Origin of the sequence: Bradyrhizobium sp. U87765 SZCCT0048 (assembly GCF_018131225.1) — a bacterium.
Classification (GTDB): Bacteria; Pseudomonadota; Alphaproteobacteria; order Rhizobiales; family Xanthobacteraceae; genus Bradyrhizobium_A.
Genome location: NZ_JAFCMM010000001.1, coordinates 2,766,283 through 2,781,686, shown reverse-complemented (window position 1 = coordinate 2,781,686; position 15,404 = coordinate 2,766,283). Strand labels below are relative to the sequence as shown.

The 15,404-nt window shown below is 65.3% G+C and carries 16 protein-coding genes and 1 tRNA gene; 12 read left to right on the top strand and 5 right to left on the bottom strand.

The features are described 5' to 3' along the window. Window positions 1-17 precede the first annotated feature (17 nt). Complete coding sequence (gene ychF, locus JQ639_RS12260) at window positions 18-1,115, top strand: redox-regulated ATPase YchF (RefSeq protein ID WP_211966359.1); 1,098 nt, start codon at window positions 18-20, stop codon at window positions 1,113-1,115. Between the two features lie 69 nt (window positions 1,116-1,184). Here ychF and JQ639_RS12255 read toward each other — a convergent pair whose 3' ends face one another. Further along, on the bottom strand, window positions 1,185-1,478 hold the full coding sequence (locus tag JQ639_RS12255; RefSeq protein ID WP_211966358.1) for a DUF4282 domain-containing protein: 294 nt from the start codon (window positions 1,476-1,478) through the stop codon (window positions 1,185-1,187). Window positions 1,479-1,744: 266 nt separating this feature from the next. On the opposite strand from JQ639_RS12255, the gene JQ639_RS12250 reads away from it, so the two are divergent. The 4 genes from JQ639_RS12250 to JQ639_RS12235 all read left to right on the top strand — a co-directional run bounded on the left by JQ639_RS12250 (window position 1,745) and on the right by JQ639_RS12235 (window position 4,106). Next, window positions 1,745-2,203, top strand: a complete 459-nt coding sequence (locus JQ639_RS12250; RefSeq protein ID WP_211966357.1) for a MaoC family dehydratase — start codon at window positions 1,745-1,747, stop codon at window positions 2,201-2,203. 9 nt (window positions 2,204-2,212) lie between these two features. Further along, window positions 2,213-2,689 carry a MaoC family dehydratase gene (locus tag JQ639_RS12245; protein ID WP_211966356.1) on the top strand — a complete coding sequence of 159 codons (477 nt, stop codon included), beginning with the start codon at window positions 2,213-2,215 and terminating at the stop codon, window positions 2,687-2,689. A gap of 162 nt (window positions 2,690-2,851) precedes the next feature. Next, complete coding sequence (locus tag JQ639_RS12240; protein ID WP_211966355.1) at window positions 2,852-2,992, top strand: hypothetical protein; 141 nt, start codon at window positions 2,852-2,854, stop codon at window positions 2,990-2,992. 139 nt (window positions 2,993-3,131) lie between these two features. Then, window positions 3,132-4,106, top strand: a complete 975-nt coding sequence (locus JQ639_RS12235; RefSeq protein WP_211966354.1) for an alginate lyase family protein — start codon at window positions 3,132-3,134, stop codon at window positions 4,104-4,106. On the opposite strand, the gene JQ639_RS12230 is transcribed toward JQ639_RS12235, so the two are convergent. The 4 genes from JQ639_RS12230 to JQ639_RS12215 form a co-directional block, all read right to left on the bottom strand. Then, window positions 4,103-4,324: a hypothetical protein gene (locus JQ639_RS12230; protein WP_211966612.1), complete on the bottom strand. Its 222-nt coding sequence runs from the start codon at window positions 4,322-4,324 to the stop codon at window positions 4,103-4,105. The genes JQ639_RS12235 and JQ639_RS12230 overlap by 4 nt on opposite strands. Before the next feature lie 213 nt (window positions 4,325-4,537). After that, the gene (locus JQ639_RS12225; protein ID WP_211966594.1) at window positions 4,538-4,954 is read right to left on the bottom strand and encodes a hypothetical protein; all 417 of its coding nucleotides are present in this window, start codon (window positions 4,952-4,954) and stop codon (window positions 4,538-4,540) included. Between the two features lie 163 nt (window positions 4,955-5,117). Then, window positions 5,118-6,062, bottom strand: coding sequence for a hypothetical protein (locus JQ639_RS12220; protein ID WP_211966353.1), 945 nt, complete (start codon window positions 6,060-6,062; stop codon window positions 5,118-5,120). Between the two features lie 228 nt (window positions 6,063-6,290). Then, a complete protein-coding gene (locus JQ639_RS12215) occupies window positions 6,291-9,881 on the bottom strand; it encodes a PAS domain-containing protein (protein WP_249123061.1) in 3,591 nt (1,196 codons plus the stop codon). 330 nt (window positions 9,882-10,211) lie between these two features. Here JQ639_RS12215 and JQ639_RS12210 point away from each other — a divergent pair, with 330 nt between their 5' ends. From JQ639_RS12210 to JQ639_RS12180, 7 genes are all read left to right on the top strand, one after another. After that, window positions 10,212-10,583, top strand: coding sequence for a phasin family protein (locus tag JQ639_RS12210; protein ID WP_211966352.1), 372 nt, complete (start codon window positions 10,212-10,214; stop codon window positions 10,581-10,583). Between the two features lie 172 nt (window positions 10,584-10,755). Beyond that, window positions 10,756-11,193, top strand: coding sequence for a phasin (locus JQ639_RS12205; protein WP_211966351.1), 438 nt, complete (start codon window positions 10,756-10,758; stop codon window positions 11,191-11,193). A gap of 182 nt (window positions 11,194-11,375) precedes the next feature. After that, window positions 11,376-11,452, top strand: a tRNA-His gene (locus JQ639_RS12200). A 531-nt stretch (window positions 11,453-11,983) separates the two neighbouring features. Beyond that, a complete protein-coding gene (locus tag JQ639_RS12195) occupies window positions 11,984-12,367 on the top strand; it encodes a c-type cytochrome (protein ID WP_211966350.1) in 384 nt (127 codons plus the stop codon). A 604-nt stretch (window positions 12,368-12,971) separates the two neighbouring features. Then, window positions 12,972-13,781 (top strand): RDD family protein, encoded by an 810-nt coding sequence (locus JQ639_RS12190; RefSeq protein ID WP_211966349.1) that lies wholly within the window; start codon window positions 12,972-12,974, stop codon window positions 13,779-13,781. A 113-nt stretch (window positions 13,782-13,894) separates the two neighbouring features. Then, the gene (locus JQ639_RS12185; RefSeq protein ID WP_211966348.1) at window positions 13,895-14,251 is read left to right on the top strand and encodes a hypothetical protein; all 357 of its coding nucleotides are present in this window, start codon (window positions 13,895-13,897) and stop codon (window positions 14,249-14,251) included. 436 nt (window positions 14,252-14,687) lie between these two features. Then, window positions 14,688-15,368 (top strand): AAA family ATPase, encoded by a 681-nt coding sequence (locus tag JQ639_RS12180; protein WP_211966347.1) that lies wholly within the window; start codon window positions 14,688-14,690, stop codon window positions 15,366-15,368. Window positions 15,369-15,404: the final 36 nt, after the last annotated feature.

The window sequence follows — 15,404 nt, the reverse complement described above, 5'->3', positions numbered from 1 at the left end:
AGCATTCAGGACACGCTATGGGATTCAAATGCGGAATCGTCGGTCTGCCCAACGTCGGCAAGTCGACGCTGTTCAACGCGCTGACCGAGACGGCGTCGGCGCAGGCCGCCAACTATCCGTTCTGCACCATCGAGCCCAATGTCGGCGCCGTGGCTGTGCCGGATCAGCGGCTCGACAAGCTGTCGGTGATCGCCAAGTCTGCCCAGATCATTCCGACCCAGCTGACCTTCGTCGATATCGCCGGCCTCGTGCGTGGTGCCTCGAAGGGTGAGGGCCTCGGCAACCAGTTCCTCGCCAACATCCGTGAAGTCGACGCCGTGGCGCATGTGGTGCGCTGCTTCGAGGACGACGACATCACCCACGTCGAGGGCAAGATCGCGCCGCTCGCCGACATCGAGACCATCGAGACCGAGCTGATGCTCGCCGATCTCGACAGCCTCGAGAAGCGCGTCGACAACCTCAGCAAGAAGGCCAAGGGTGGCGACAAGGACTCCAAGGAGATGCTGGATCTCGTGCAGCGGGCGCTCGTCCTGCTGCGCGACGGCAAGCCGGCGCGTCTCCTGGAGCGCAAACCCGAAGAAGAGCGCGTGTTCCGCATGCTCGGCCTGCTGTCGTCCAAGCCCGTGCTCTATGTCTGCAATGTCGAGGAGAGCTCGGCCCACAGCGGCAATTCGTTCTCGGCGGCCGTCGCCGAGTTCGCGAAGAAGGAAGGCGCGGTCGCTGTGGTGATCTCGGCCAAGATTGAATCCGAGATCGCGACGCTGTCGCGCGAGGAGCGCGAGGAGTTTCTCGCCACGCTGGAGCTGGAGGAGCCGGGCCTCGACCGCCTGATCCGCGCCGGCTACCAGCTGCTCGATCTCATCACCTACTTCACGGTTGGCCCGAAGGAAGCACGCGCCTGGACGATCACGCGTGGCACCAAGGCGCCGGCCGCAGCGGGCGTGATCCATACCGATTTCGAAAAGGGTTTCATCCGCGCCGAGACCATCGCCTATGACGACTACATCGCGTTCAGCGGTGAGGCCGGTGCGCGCGATGCCGGCAAGCTGCGGCTGGAAGGCAAGGAATACGTCGTCGCCGACGGCGACGTCATGCACTTCCGCTTCAACACCTGATCCGACTGGTCCGGCGACCGCCCGGCGTCGTGCCGGGCCAATCGTCCGGGAGGAGCCCGGTCAGCGGGCTCAGTGGTGCTGGCCCTGGTCGCGGATCGCGCCCAGGTGCTCGTTGATGCGGAAGACGATCAGGATGAACTCGGCGCCGACGCGCGCCGAGATGAGGCCGACCACGATCCCGACCAGGCTGACAAGGATCGCCATGAGCCCGCCGAACGGGCTGACCGCCATGTAGGCGAGACCGGAGAGAATACCCGACAGGCCGCTCAGTCCGATCAGGATGATGACAAGCCAGTAGAACAGCTTGATGATCGTCGGCGTGATGAACCGGTCCCACTGGAACAAGTCGCGAAATTCGAACATCGGCATTCTCCCCAAAATCACGCCACGAACCGGCACCGACGCGCGAAACGCCGGCCCCCGACATGACAATGCACCATGTTCCGACCCGCTGCGGCAGGCTCGCGCCGGCGGCGTGGTCGGTCGTCTGAAGCTGCGGCGCAACGGCGCACGGCTTAGCCTCCGCGCGCCTGCGCGGCAAGATCGCAACCCGGCCGTGCGGATCGGACGGCTTGAGATTGCCGCCAATAACGGCCACAATCAGGCTGTGCAAGATGCCATCCCCATCCATGATGCTGTCATTTGAAGATTTCCAGCCCGGGCATTTCGGGACGTTCGGCCCGCGTCATGTGACGCGGGAAGAGATCATTGCGTTCGCGGCGGAGTTCGACCCCCAGCCGATGCACCTCGACGAGGAGGCGGCGAAGCATTCGATGCTCCGCGGCTTGTCAGGCTCGGGCTGGCATTTGTGCTCGCTGATGATGCGGATGATCTGCGACGGCTTTCTGTTGCGCTCGACCTCGCTTGGCGGTCCGGGCATAGACGAGCTGAAGTGGCTCTCGCCGCTGCGTCCAGGCGACGATCTCACGCTCGATGTGCACGTTCTGGAAACGCGGGTGTCGCGCAACCGCCCCGAGCTCGGTATCGTGACGCTCAAGGTCGACATCCACAACGCTTCCGGACAAAAGCTTCTGGAAGCGCGCTGGCCGGCGATGTTCCGGCGGCGCGATGCCGCGCCGGCGGCGTGAGGAACGGCCATGCCTTATCTTGATGATCTGCAGGTCGGTGCGCGCAGCGAGCTGGGCTCCTTCACGTTCACTGCCGAGCTGATCAAGGCGTTCGCAAGTCAGTTCGATCCGCAGCCCTTCCATCTCGATGAAGAAGCAGGGCGGCAGTCGCTGTTCGGAGGCCTCGCGGCTTCCGGCTGGCATGTGGCGTCGGTCGGCATGAAGCTGCTGGTGACCAAGCGCCGCCGGGAAATGGAAGAAGCCACCGCGCGCGGCGTGGTCGAGCCGCCCGCGGGGCCGTCACCCGGTTTCCGTGATCTCAAGTGGCACAAGCCGGTGCTCGCCGGCGATACGCTGACCTACAGTTCGGAAATCACCTCGCTGCGCGGCTCGGCCTCGAAGCCCGAGTGGGGGATCCTGGAGGCCCGTAACAGCGCCATTAACCAGCGCGGCGAACTGGCGTTTTCGTTCACGGCCATCGGGTTTCTGCCACGCCGGACCGGCTGAGCACGTGCTTGTGGAAAAGCTCTTGAACAAGCACGGCATTTTTTGCCTATCTGCCGCCGGGTAAACGCCTCATTAAGACTTTCGTCAGAATGTGGCCGCAACTTTTTGAACGTATCGCGGTTATTTCGCGACACACCAGCACTGACTTCAATGGGGACTGCCATGGCCGACCGGGCCGGACTTAAGATCGTTGGCTTCATTTTCGCGACGGTAACGCTGGCGGTCATGTTCACCACTGTGCAGGTGGTCAAGGGCCAGGCCGACGGTCACTATCAGCTCGAGGATGACGCAGCGTCACACTAAGCTCACGCTTCGCTGCTATCGTCTCGCTCTCCGGATATTCCCGGCGTTCGTGTTGCCTTGGTGCCGGAAGGCGACGCCGGCGGGTCCTTGGCTTGTTTCGCCGGTTTCGGCAGCGGGTCGAGGTCTGATGATGAGCGGGATGCCGATCCGGCCTGAGCGGCCCCGCCTTGGCCTCGTTCTGGCGGGCCTCTGCCTGTTGCTGATGATGCCAGCCGCCATGGCCTGCGACGTACCGCCGCCCATCGCTGTGATCGACGTCCCCGGCTTCTACGACGACCCGGCTGGATATGGCCGGGCGATCGCGCCGCTTCATGCATTCATCGCACGGGTGAACAAGGCGTCCGACGCGGGCGATGTGTCGTGCGTGTCGGATCTGCTGGGCCAATGGGCAAGGGCCGATGCGCTGATGGCGCCGATCGGCGGCTATCAGGGCTATTTCGAGCGATCCTGGGCAGGAACGGACTTTGCTCTGGTCTTGCTGCGTATCCTCCGATCCGGGCGGCCGATGCCTGCCGCGATGCCGGCGATCACGCCATGGCTGGTGCGGATCGCAGCCGCGACCCGCGACGCCGATGCCATCAACCACCTGCACAACAACCTCGTCTATTGGGCAGGCCTCAACCTTGCGTCCATCGGCACGCTGGCGGGGCGACCCGATCTGGTGGATGCGGGCATCGCACGTGCGCGCGAGGGCATTCGCGACATCCAGCCCGACGGCACGCTGGTCCGCGAGCTGAAACGAGGCGAGCGCGCGCTGCACTACCACAACTTCTCGCTGATGCCGCTGGTGTTCACCGCGGAACTGGCGCGTCCTCGCGGCGTCGATCTCTATGCCGAGAATGACGGCGCACTGCGGCGGCTCGCCGATCTCGTCATCCGCGCGGTGATCGACGAAAGCAGTTTCTCCGCCTATCTGCCAACCCCGCAAAGGCTGTTTCCCTGGACCTTCACCAGCGATCTCGCCTGGCTGGAGCCCTACAGTCTCCACGTCCATGATCCGCGGCTGCCTGCGCTGATGGCGTCGCGGCGACCGTTCGTCAATCTGCGGCTCGGCGGGAATGTGACGGCCGCCTGGACGCAGCCCGCGGGGGCGGCTGCCTCGGTGCGGCGCTAGCGACTCCAGGCCAGCGCCAGAACCACAACCGCCACCGCGAGCAGCGCCACGAAGCGCAGGATGATGCTGCCCATGCGGTGCCGCGAAGCTGGAACGGGAATCGGGTCTGAATTGTTGGGACGAATGATTTTCACGTAAGAAGCCCCCGCGCTTCCGGATGCGCGGCCGCTCCGGTCGATGGCCGGGAGCGTGCGGCTTGCGGACGACAGCCTGTGCATCGGTAAAATCCGCCATGGAACCTGTGGCAATGGCGGTTGGTCGCGAGCTCTCCGGCGAAGGTTCAAGCCGGCGTCCGGGTTGCTGAGAAAGTGCTGCAGATGGGCAACACTGGCGTCTCCCTCCGGAGAGACGCTGGAGACGGAAACCGCCGCACTTCCGGTCAAGGAAGGCGGCGGATCCGGAATCGTGGCCTCGCGGAGAGGCCCGGCAGATTACAGCTGGCGGACATTTTCCGCCGCGCGCTTCCACTGCGCGACGTTGTCCGCGATCATGCGTGTCGACTTCATCGCCGCCTGGCTGAGCTGGGCGTAGCCGGCGATCTCCCGCTGCACGCGCTGACCTTCGTTGTGCAGCAGGTCACGCAGCGCCTCGAGCTCGGTGATCAGGTTTTCGATCTCGCTCAGCGACGTTCCGGCGACGCGCTGGATCAGCGAGTTGACGCTACTGACGGTGGCTTCGGCGGAGGCGTCCAGAGGGGGAACGTCGCCGGCGGCGCCAGCGGCAGGACGGCGCAGGTAGGCGATGTCGTTGCGTACGAAGTCCCGGATTCCGGCCTCGACTTCCGTTACGGCCGCCAGGTTGGCGTCGTCCTCGGGAGTCTCGGGCTTCTCTGGTCGAATGGCATTCATCGGCTTTTCCTTGTTTCGCGTTGAGCGAGCGCGGACTGTCCCCCGCACGACGAAATTGACCTTGCCATGTGTCCAGCCGATTTTGACCATAGCGCGGCCAATCTGCGGCGTGTCCCCGGCAATCCTTCGGTATCAATCCGTTAGGGTTGTAGCAGCGGGATTATTACCAGTTGCTTTTGAAGCCGGCCGTCAGGCTTTTATTCAGGCTACCGGTCGCGGTTTCGCTGACCTGGCCCGACAGGCTGACCCCGCCGAACAGCTTTTGCTCGGCGCCCACCCGCCCGAGCCACTTGTCATCGTTGGCCGAGTAGGACTGGCCGGCAATGAAGCTGGTGCCGGTATCGGCGATGTTGAGTTTGGCGGCGTGATCGACCTCGTAGTTGCGTGCCGCACGGCGCGCCGCGGGCGTGATCGACTGTTCGATGACGTGATAGCCGCCTTCCAGGGTTAGCGAGTAGGCGTTGCCATCGAGCGGCAGCGACTTGCTGATCGACGTCCCCAGCCGGCTGGTGTCCTGCGCCGGATCGAGCCGGGCCTCGATCGCGGTCTTGTCCCATACCGGTCCGAGGCCGGGCGCGGTCATCGACGCCCAGGCGGTGCCGGACGATTGCGACAGCCGCGCGTCGGTAGAGAGCTTTTCCGGGAGCGGAGCAAGCGTGTAAGGCCCGCTGGCGACATTCATGTCGGCGCCGACCCTGGTATCCCAGAACGGCGTCACGGCCTGCTTCACCGTCAGCGAGGAAAAACCTTCCGGCGTGTTGTTGCGCGACCACGCCGAGGGAGCGGCGTCGATGTTGCGGATGTTGCCCCGCGATGCCGATCGGCGTCCTGCATCGGACAGCGGCGGTTGGCCGGAGTTCAGCGCGCTCCAGTCGACGCTGGCGGAGTCGGGAAGTGCGGTGGCTTCGATGTCCGCCGACGCGCTGGCACCGTCAGGCCTTGCGGCGGGGGTATCGGAGGCTGCCGGAGCAGTCTTCTCGATAAAGGCCCAGGGATTCTCGGCAGCGGGTGCCGATCCGGCCATCGCCAGCACGCCGACGGCGAGCGAGGCAAGCTGCCACCCGATACGGGCCGGGTGATGGCTGGAAGGAAAATGTGTCACGGGCATCGAACGTCATTCACCACGGGTGCACGCGACATCCCCGATGACCGGACGAAATTCCGATCGACGGAGGGAATGGTCAGCAGCAGTGCCCCTCACCACACGTATCTTGTTTCAACGGTCTGTGGTGCAATTGTGGCGTGTCCTTGCGGACGGCTTCATGACAGCGGGACAACGATCCACGGCTGATCACAAGACGGCGACGCAGTCCCGCGATCGATGATTCGCTGTCGGTCAGACGGCGCGGGCGGCCTTCGGCGTGAAGGCGACTTCGACCAGCGTGCCGGCCTGCGGCGTCGCCTTGATATGGAATTGGCCCTGGTTGGCTTCGACCAGCGCCTTGGTCAGCGACAGGTTGATGCCGATATTGTCCTGCGCGACCTGTTCGGCGGCGGCCCGCGACGGTTCGGTCGTCGCCTCGCCGTCGCCATGCGCGAAGCCGCGGCCGCTGTCGCGAATGCGCAGCACCACGTCGCCGAGATCGGTGAGGGCGGTCGAAACGATGATCTGGCCGCCCGCGCGCGCGACATGGATCGAGTTGCCGACGAGATTCAGCACGATCTGGCGCAGCGCACCGGCGTCCGCGGTGACCGGCGGCAGTGCATGGGCAAGCGAGGTGCGGATGATGATGCGTTCGCGATTGGCTTGCGGCTGCATGATCGTGACGCACTTCTCGACCAGGTCGTTGAGGTCATGCCGGGCGAAGGTCAGGTCGAGCTTGCCGGTCTCGGCGCGCGACAGGTCGAGCATGTCGGTGATGATGGCGAGCACCCGTTCGCCGGCGGCGCGGATGTCCTTGAGGTAGGCCGCATAGCGCTCGTTGCCGAGTGCGCCGAAGCGCTCTTCGATCATGACGTCGGCAAAGCCGATGACGGCATTCAGCGGCGTGCGTACCTCGTGGCTGATGCGCGCGAGGATGTCGGCGCGGGCATGCGCGGCGCGATCGGGCTGCTGGGGCGCATCGGCCGCCTTTGGGGCTTCGGGCACAACAGCCTCACGGCGCCCGATCGCGAACAGCCGCTCGCCATTCGCCGTGCTGCGGCCGAGCGTCAACCGCAACGGCACGATCTCGCCGCTGCGCGTGCGGCCGCGGGCGGACGCGCTGATCTGGCCGGTCGTGCCGCGGGCGGTGTCGATGGCTTTGCGGACGAGGTCGCGATCATCGGGCGCGAACAGATCGGTGAGATGGCAGCGAACGATATCGCGATCGCCATAGCCGAACATCACTTCGGCGCCGCGGTTGCAGGTGACGACGTTGCCATCCTGGTCGAAGATCAGGATGCCGTCGTCGGTGGCGTCGAGAATGGTGCCGAGCTCCGCTTCGAGCGATGTCGCGGGCGTGGGATCGACCTGCGCTGCAGGCGCGACCGGTGGCGCGAGCGGCTGCGGGGCCGGCGGCATTGCGGCCGCAGTGAAGATCAGCGCATGGGCGTCGTCGCCGTTCCAGGTGATGGGATGCAGCCGCGCTTCGGCCGGCAGCTCGTTGCATCCGGTCGCAGCGATCGTCACTGGGGCGCCCTGTTCAGGTGAACTGACGCCATCGCCGGCACCTGGCTCGACATGCAGGGCGTCGAGGCCGCCGGCGCCCATCAGGGCCGGCAAGTCGGCGTAGCCGACGCGGGCGAGAAACGCCTTGTTGGCATAGAGCGGACGGTTGTGACGGTAGATCAGGACGCCGACCGGCATGAGATCGTACAGCAGCGTGTCGCGCCGGGCCTCGCCGTGCGGCAACCCGGAAGCATGGGCCTCGGCGGTTGCCGGGCCCGGTTCGTCCGGCACAGATGACAGTTCGTCGGGGGCGATCGAAGGCGCTTCGTGGGCGTCGTCGCGGGCATCGAGATCGCGCCGCTCGCTTTCGAGCCGTGCGGCGAGTTGTCGTGCCAGCTCGTTGAAAGCATTGTTTTCCACGGGCGTCAGCGTCGGCGTCTTCAGGTCGGTGGCGGGCCGGAAGGGCACGACGTTCGGGGGAGTATCCACGGGCTTGTTCGCTTCCGTTGAGGGCACCGGCGAGCCGGCGTCGTGAGGCGGGGGAGGTGTGTCACCGCTGGGCATGTGCGTGTCCACGGGTTGAGGCGCTTCGCCGGCTGATGGCGCCTGCGGCGGCGCGTGCAGCGGTTGTGCCGGCAACAGGGTGTCCTGGCGGCGCAGCTCCGCGAGCCGCGCGAGCGCGTCGAGGTCGCGGCAGACGCCAAAGCCGCGATAGCCCTCAAACTGACGATTGCGGTCGAAGACCGGCAGGCCCGAGAGTTCGACCGGCAGCGGGGTGCCGCCGCCGTCGGCGGGCCAGGCGACCACGATCCCGCTCCAGGTGTCGTGGGTGGCGATCGCGGCCGCGACACGGCCATAGGGATCGAGGTGGAATGTCTCGGCAATTTCGGACCATGGGCGGCCGAATGCGGTGGCGGTGCGCGGGCCGATCAGGCGTGAGAATTCGTCCGAAGCGAGGGCGAAGCGGTTCTCCGCATCCATCTGCCACATGAAGCGCAGCGGATGCCGGCGTGGAACGAGCGGCGGCTCGGGAGGTAGTGGTTCGTACGACGGCTGGATGGCTGGCGGCGGCGTCGACGACAGCTCGGGCGCCGAGGACTCTGGCAGGGGTGCGATAATGGCAGGAGGCGGCGGCGATTGTTCGTTGTGTGCGACTGCATCCGAATCGGGGGGCGACGGCTCTGTGAACCGCGGCGCTTCTGGCGGCAATGGATGCTGCGCCTCTTCGACGGCGCCCCGCACTGCTTTAGAAGACGCGGTGTCCGCAGGCTCCGGTGTTGGCACCACGTTCGTCGCGGCCGCAGAGCTATGGTCGGGCTCCGGGCCGATGTCGGTGAGCGGCGCCTGATGTAAGGCCGAACTGTCGCAGGCTGGCAACGCGGCAGCGGCGTCGGCCGCGGGCGCAATGGGGGCAGGCGACGCAGCCAGCGGTGTCGGAAGAGATTCGAGCGGGCGGATGATCGAGGCGGGGGCGGGGGCAGTCGTCGGCTCCGCAACGGTGTGGCCGGCTGTCGGTTCGTCGGCGGGCGGGGCGCTCGCTGCCGCGGCGGCCGGAGGCGGGGCCACTGGCATCGGTTCGGCCGCCCTCTCCTGCGTCTGGAATGGGGGCTCCGCTTGTTCCGTCGCGCCTTCTGCAGGCTCAGCTTCCGGTTCGGTGTTCTCGGCGGGCAGAGGCGCAATGATGGCAATCAGCGCAAGCTCGCTGGCAAGGCCGACGCGATCCAGGGTCACGTGCCCGAGGCTGGTTTCGGCCGTGGCGTGGCCGCCGCGCAGGGCATCCTGTCCAGCCTGGTCGAGGCCCAGTGGCGCGAGGCCGGCGGCCGCCAGCGGAGCCGACGACAGCAGCGCCATTGCCGCCGCATTGGCTGCTGTCGGCAGCCCCGTGGGCGTGAAGGCGATGGCGGCGGCGTCGAAGTCGTCGACGAGGTGCTGCAGGCGGAGTTCGAAAGGCTGCGTTTTGCCGACGGCCTCCAGCGCGACCACCAGCACCCCGATGCCGCCGCCGGTAAACACCAGCCGCGTGCAGGCGCAGGTGAGGAGCTGTCCCAGCGACATCCCGAAGCCGCGCAGGCGCTCGAGGCGAGGCGCGCCGCTCAGCGAGAGGCGCCCGGCCAGGCGGGCGATCTGGCGACGATGCTGGTCGGCCGGCCCGAATGTGCGGTTGGCGAGCGCGGAGCTGTTGTCAGCGCCAAAAATGGCCGCGCCGGCCGGATTGGCCCACAGAATGCGCGTGCCGTCGTTTGCCCAGAGCCAGGCCGGCCGGCCGCTCGTCGCGTGAACCGCAAGATGCGGATCGCGGATGCCGCGGACCTGAAATTCGGCTTCATTGATCGGCATGATCGATCGAATGGTCTCCGGTGGCTCCCCTCGCCCCGCACGCCGGCCACGGACGCGGTGGCCGCAGGGTAAACAGTCTTAATAAAACCTTTACTAAAGCCCCGCCGCCCCCGGGTCCATGTCGGGGCTCCCTGCCTATACCGGCAAACCTCAGATATCCTTAATTCTTATGGGCCGGCGGACCCGCGGGACGGGTTTTGCGTTGGGATTTGCGAACGGTTGCAAAAGCTGGTCGAGCCGTCACGATGGAGCCGCGGAGGCGCGGTTCTCGGGCCGCCGGCCGCAAGACAAGATGAGCGCCGGGATCGGCGACAAGCAGGGAGGCAGGCGATGGAGCAGAACAAGTTTGAGGTCCCCAAGGAGCTGCGGGCCATGGCGGAGGCCAGTTTCGATCAGGCGCGCAAGGCTTTCGAGAGCTTCCTCAATTCGGCGCAGCAGGCTGCGACCTCGCTCGAGGGCCGCAACGAGGCCGTGCGGGCCGGGGCGAAGGACGTCAGCGTCAAGGCGATCACATTCGCCGAAAAGAACATCGCCGCGTCGCTCGACTATGCCGAGCATCTGCTGCGGGCCAAGGACATCACCGAGGTGATGAAGCTGCATAGCGACTACGTCCAGGCCCAGATGCGCACGCTGGCCGAGCAGGCCAGCGAGATCGGTCAGGCGGTGACCAGAGCCGCGCTGGACGTGGCGAAGCCGAAATAGTCGGGCGGGTCCGCTGGCGGGATTCGGCGCCGGTTTATGTTGCAATGCACAATCTCTTGCTGTAATTCGAAAGGATTGCAGGCCGGCGACGGCCTGCAATCGATCCTTGCGGATGGCCTGCGGCCTCTGGCCGGGTTCCGCGTTTCCCAAAACCCGCCGAAGGACCGCCGCCATGGCTCATGATTCCGATCCCTTCTCGTTTTCTCCGGCCGCCCTCGGCGATTTCCCGGAAAATATGCGCGCATTTGCTGAAAAGGGCTTTGCCCAGGCCCGCGACGGCTATCAGAAGTTCAAGGAAGCCGCCGAGGCAAACAACGGCGCCATCGAGGCTGCCTATCAGTCGGCGACACGCGGCGCGAGCGACTATGCGACCAAGCTGCTGGAGATCGCCCGCACCAACACCGACGAGGCCTTCGGCTTTGCCCAGGCGCTCCTCGGTTCCAGGTCGGTGACCGATGCGTTCGAGCTGATGAACAGCCACGCCCGCAAGCAGTTCGAACTGCTGACCACCCAGTCGAAGGATCTTGTCGAACTCGGCCAGAAGGTCGCGACCGACACGGTCGAGCCGATCAAGTCCAGCGCCGCCAAGGCGTTCAAGACCGGCCTGTAACACCGCTCCGGATCCCGAGCCGGCCCCTTCGGCGCGTCCGGGCGGCTCAAAGCCGCAAGAACGTTGTCCAAACCGGTCCGATGGCCTTGCCAAAGGGCCGCGATGCTCATAGTTTCCGGCGCGTTCGCGGGCCGTCGTCCGGGTCCCCAGCTGGACCTGACTGAACGCCCGCCATCAAGAATGCAGTTGTAGCTCAGTTGGTTAGAGCGCCTGTCTGTGGAACAGGAGGTCGGTGGTTCGAGCCCACCCAACTGTACCATCACATTCAAAGTCTGAGGCCTCCGGCCGGCCGGTTTCCCAGACCGGTGACGAACCGGGCTAGACCCGGGCCGACGATCCATGATCCCAGAACAATGCCGTTCCAGTGCCCACAGGGGCGCCTTCCATTGTCCCCGCGAGGGAACGACCGCACAGGCCGCGGGGTCGCCCGCGGACAGGGTCCCGTCAGGGAGCCAGGGCGGGCTTCGGATGGGAGGGTGGTCTCGCCTGACAGGTCCTCTGCCGGAATCGGCAGGGGAGCCGTCGACCACAACATGGGTTTGGTGCGGCCGGTGATGGATGGTGACACGCCCGCGTTCGATGCCATCGGCGAACAGCGGCGCACGCACCGCTTCAAGCCAATCGGCGCTTTGCGTCATTATGCGGCTGGCGAGAGCGTAGGCTGTCCATCTTGCTCTTGGATATCCTGCACGGGCTCAACGCGCTTCGCAAACGCCGGTGCCAACTCGCTGCAAACCCCTGGTCATGATGTCATGCGACATGGCCCGGCACGATTGGAAGGCACGACGTCATGATCGCTGAGAAGAAGTTCATTGCTGCTGCATTGGCGATCGCGCTTTGCATGCCTTCGGTGTCTTTTGCAGACAGCAGAAATGGCGAACGGATTTTTGTCAGCCGTTGCGCCATGTGCCACGGAAATGACGTCAAGGGCACCGGGCCGCTGGCTGATAAAAGCAATCCGCCGACACCCAATCTCACCACGCCCGCCTTCAAGAAGCGCCTGCTTGACTATCCTGGCGTCATTGTCTCTTCCGTGATCCTCCGTCCAAACGGCGATCTCATTCCTGCGACCTTGCGCGCGAACGGCGTGAAACTGCCGCCGTTCACATGGACGGTGAAGGACTTTCGCGATCTGAACGAATATCTGACCGACAAGATCGCGAGGACCAACTGATCACGGCCGCGCGCAATTCCGGATGACGCATTGCTGATGGCGCGGCATCGAAATGGCTTGGCAACGGTTGTTGCGAGGCCTGTCGCGAAAGCCTTCGACAATGAGCTCGTCCAGGTACAGTGCGCGTTTTCAAGTGCTCGGCTGTCGATCGTTCGGTCGGTCCGCGTCGCTTTCACCTTGCGCCTCCCGCTCGGGACGCCGCTTGTGCCGGGGTCTGCATTTCGGGCGCTCAGGCGTGTTCACAGGCGGTGGTGCGCGACACCGTGCAACCAACACATGAGGATTTTCAAGGGCTTCGTACCTGGCGACAAGGCCTGGAAACGCAATCCGCGGTCTCTGCCGCAGGACGCCGGTGGTTCGGGCCCGCGCAATCGTAACCGATGGCATTGTCCATCCTGTCGCCCATCACCGGGTTGACTGACCCCTCCGCGGCACTGTCTGCTGGTGGCTCGAGGGGGGCTTGCCGCCGTGCCGGTTTGTGGCGTGGGAACCTGCATGTCTTCGCCATCTCTCCGCGGTGCGGCCGCGCAGCCGTCAGGCTGTTCGGCCAGCGTTGAGCGGACTGGCGTGCGTGCATGGCGGCTCCACGGGGAGGGGGAACGTCATGAGCGAGCTCTGGTACTACGTCAATCTCAAGGGCGAGACCGCGGGTCCCGTCGACTTCGGCGGCCTTGTCGATGCGCTCCGAACTAACGGCACGGGCCTCAACACGCTGGTCTGGATCGACGGCATGGCCGGCTGGACCAAGGCCGCCGAGACGCCGACGATTGTCGAGCGGCTGCGGCTGCGCCGTTCGGCGGCCCAGCTGCCGCGCGGGGCGCAGGTGGTAGCCGCCGCGCGCCTTGATCCGTCGCAGGCGGAGGCGGCGTCGGATCTCGTGCCGAAGACCCACCCATGGCGCCGCTTCTTTGCCAGATCGCTCGATGGATCGTTTGCGTTCCTTCCGTTCGCCATTGTCGCCATCATCGCCGTGGCTGCGGGCTCGGTCGTCTTTCCGGTCCTCTCGCCGCTGGTGCTGGCCCTCCTGCCTTTCCCGCTGCTGCTGGTGATCGTCGTCTTCTTCCTGCTGATCGAGGCGTTCTGCATCAGCCGTTTCGGTACGACGCCGGGAAAGGCGCTGTACGGCATCTCGCTGAGAACCGCAGAGGGCCGACGGCTGCCGTTCAGGCTCGCCTTCTGGCGGGCATTTGCCGTCCTGGTCAGAGGACAGGGACTGTGGATTCCGTTCGTCAATCTGGTCACGATCGTCGTTGCCTATGTCACGCTGAAGCGCGACGGCCAGACCACCTGGGATCGCGACGGAGAGATCGTTGTCCGTCATCGCCCGTTCAGCGTGCTGCGGATCGTCCTGCTGATCGTCATCTGGTTCGGGATCATCGGTGGCGGCACCGTTTCCCGGATCATCGCGTCGTGACGCTTGCGACCTTTGCGCGTGCGGCGACAAAAGAGCTGCGGGAACGCGGCCGTCGGGATAGACTTTGCGCGCCGTCATCGACGCGCTCGTCGCGTCTTCGAATGAGGATCGTCATGAAAAGATCAGCGTTCGCCATGCTTGCCGTCGCGGTGCTGCCGTTTGCTGCGGCCGCTGCGGATCCCGCCGACGCGGTGAAGGTGATCAAGCAGGTCTGGCGCAAGGGGGGACACACCAATGTCGGCATCGCCGACATCACCCTCGGCAACGACAATCCGTTCGCGGTCAAGGACATCAAGATCCGCTGCGTGTTCACGACGCGCAGCACCGGCAAGGTCACCGAGATCCAGCAGACCATCGCCGGTCCGATCAAGCCGAACTCGGAGCAGACCTTCAAGAAGGTCAGCTTCGGCTTCGTCGACACGCAGGCTGCCGACGGTGCCTGTGAGGTACGGGGCGCGACCCAGATCTGATGACCGTGCCAGTCGCGGCTGCGGCGCTCCGTCGCGGCCAGCAGGCGCATGCTGCGAACATCGCGGCACCGGATGCATGCTCATGTCGGCTTCTCGTTCCGTGCATCTGCAGTCGGATCCGACCCGCTGACTGCTGCGACCGCGGCGTGAAATCACCACGCACCGGAGTCTGCGCCGTGTGTACGCATTGTTACGGGTGTTCTCGGGGCGAAAGCTTTGCGCCGCGCCACGCAAGCTTCGCTGTTGCATCGCAATCGGACAACACGCTGAGCTGAATCAACTTTTTGCCACAATCCAGTTGCGCCGCATGATGTGACTCAAAAGCCGATGCCCGATGCAAATCGGCGAACGCAAGACTTGCTATCGGAGTTTCTGCTTTAACGAATCAAAATTTTGATTCATTTTTCGGCCCTGGGGTCAATCTGGAGGCCAAGCTATGAACGTCATTGTTTTTGCTTCGCGTAAGGGAGGCTCTGGCAAGAGTACTCTCGCCGCACACCTCGCGGCCCATGTGCACAAGACATCCAAGCCCTGCCTGTTGATCGATGCGGACCCGCAGGGGTCTCTCAGCCTGTGGCAGAAGCTGCGCGGCACCAACGAGCCGCCGATCCGCACCGCCTCGCGCTCGGTCAGCGAGCTCGTTGCCGCCGCAAAGCGCAACGGTTTCGAGTGGGTGTTCATCGATACGCCGCCGAACACCTCTGCGGTCGTCGAGGATGCCATCAGCTGTGCGACGATGGTCGTGATCCCGGCGCGTCCGGGCGTCTTCGATATCGATGCCGTACAGGAAACGATTTCCACCTGCCGTTCGGCACGCAAGCCCTACGCCGTCGTCATCAACGGCGCGCCAGCGATGCGCAACGATCAGGAAAGTCCGATTGTCACGCTCGCACGCGAAGCACTCGCCAAGTTCAGGGCGCCAGTGTGGAGCGGGCAAGTGACCAACCGTGCCGATCTGCTGTTGGCGCTGGCCCATGGCGAGGGGGCACGCGAGTACAATGCGGAAGGCCGCGCGGCGACCGAGATCAGCCGGCTGTGGTCCGCGATCGAGCGTTCTGTGAAGGCGATCCGCGGCATGGCTTCGAGCGCCGGCGCGATGCACAAGCAGGCGGCCTGACTTCTCCAACCGACAATTCGCCAGATAAAACGCGCG

What these genes read in the sequence shown, in the direction of transcription:
- ychF (WP_211966359.1), top strand. Translation starts at nt 18, where the DNA reads ATGGGATTCAAATGCGGAATCGTCGGTCTGCCCAACGTCGGCAAGTCG.
- JQ639_RS12255 (WP_211966358.1), bottom strand. Translation starts at nt 1,478, where the DNA reads ATGTTCGAATTTCGCGACTTGTTCCAGTGGGACCGGTTCATCACGCCG.
- JQ639_RS12250 (WP_211966357.1), top strand. Translation starts at nt 1,745, where the DNA reads ATGATGCTGTCATTTGAAGATTTCCAGCCCGGGCATTTCGGGACGTTC.
- JQ639_RS12245 (WP_211966356.1), top strand. Translation starts at nt 2,213, where the DNA reads ATGCCTTATCTTGATGATCTGCAGGTCGGTGCGCGCAGCGAGCTGGGC.
- JQ639_RS12240 (WP_211966355.1), top strand. Translation starts at nt 2,852, where the DNA reads ATGGCCGACCGGGCCGGACTTAAGATCGTTGGCTTCATTTTCGCGACG.
- JQ639_RS12235 (WP_211966354.1), top strand. Translation starts at nt 3,132, where the DNA reads ATGCCGATCCGGCCTGAGCGGCCCCGCCTTGGCCTCGTTCTGGCGGGC.
- JQ639_RS12230 (WP_211966612.1), bottom strand. Translation starts at nt 4,324, where the DNA reads ATGCACAGGCTGTCGTCCGCAAGCCGCACGCTCCCGGCCATCGACCGG.
- JQ639_RS12225 (WP_211966594.1), bottom strand. Translation starts at nt 4,954, where the DNA reads ATGAATGCCATTCGACCAGAGAAGCCCGAGACTCCCGAGGACGACGCC.
- JQ639_RS12220 (WP_211966353.1), bottom strand. Translation starts at nt 6,062, where the DNA reads ATGCCCGTGACACATTTTCCTTCCAGCCATCACCCGGCCCGTATCGGG.
- JQ639_RS12215 (WP_249123061.1), bottom strand. Translation starts at nt 9,881, where the DNA reads ATGCCGATCAATGAAGCCGAATTTCAGGTCCGCGGCATCCGCGATCCG.
- JQ639_RS12210 (WP_211966352.1), top strand. Translation starts at nt 10,212, where the DNA reads ATGGAGCAGAACAAGTTTGAGGTCCCCAAGGAGCTGCGGGCCATGGCG.
- JQ639_RS12205 (WP_211966351.1), top strand. Translation starts at nt 10,756, where the DNA reads ATGGCTCATGATTCCGATCCCTTCTCGTTTTCTCCGGCCGCCCTCGGC.
- JQ639_RS12195 (WP_211966350.1), top strand. Translation starts at nt 11,984, where the DNA reads ATGATCGCTGAGAAGAAGTTCATTGCTGCTGCATTGGCGATCGCGCTT.
- JQ639_RS12190 (WP_211966349.1), top strand. Translation starts at nt 12,972, where the DNA reads ATGAGCGAGCTCTGGTACTACGTCAATCTCAAGGGCGAGACCGCGGGT.
- JQ639_RS12185 (WP_211966348.1), top strand. Translation starts at nt 13,895, where the DNA reads ATGAAAAGATCAGCGTTCGCCATGCTTGCCGTCGCGGTGCTGCCGTTT.
- JQ639_RS12180 (WP_211966347.1), top strand. Translation starts at nt 14,688, where the DNA reads ATGAACGTCATTGTTTTTGCTTCGCGTAAGGGAGGCTCTGGCAAGAGT.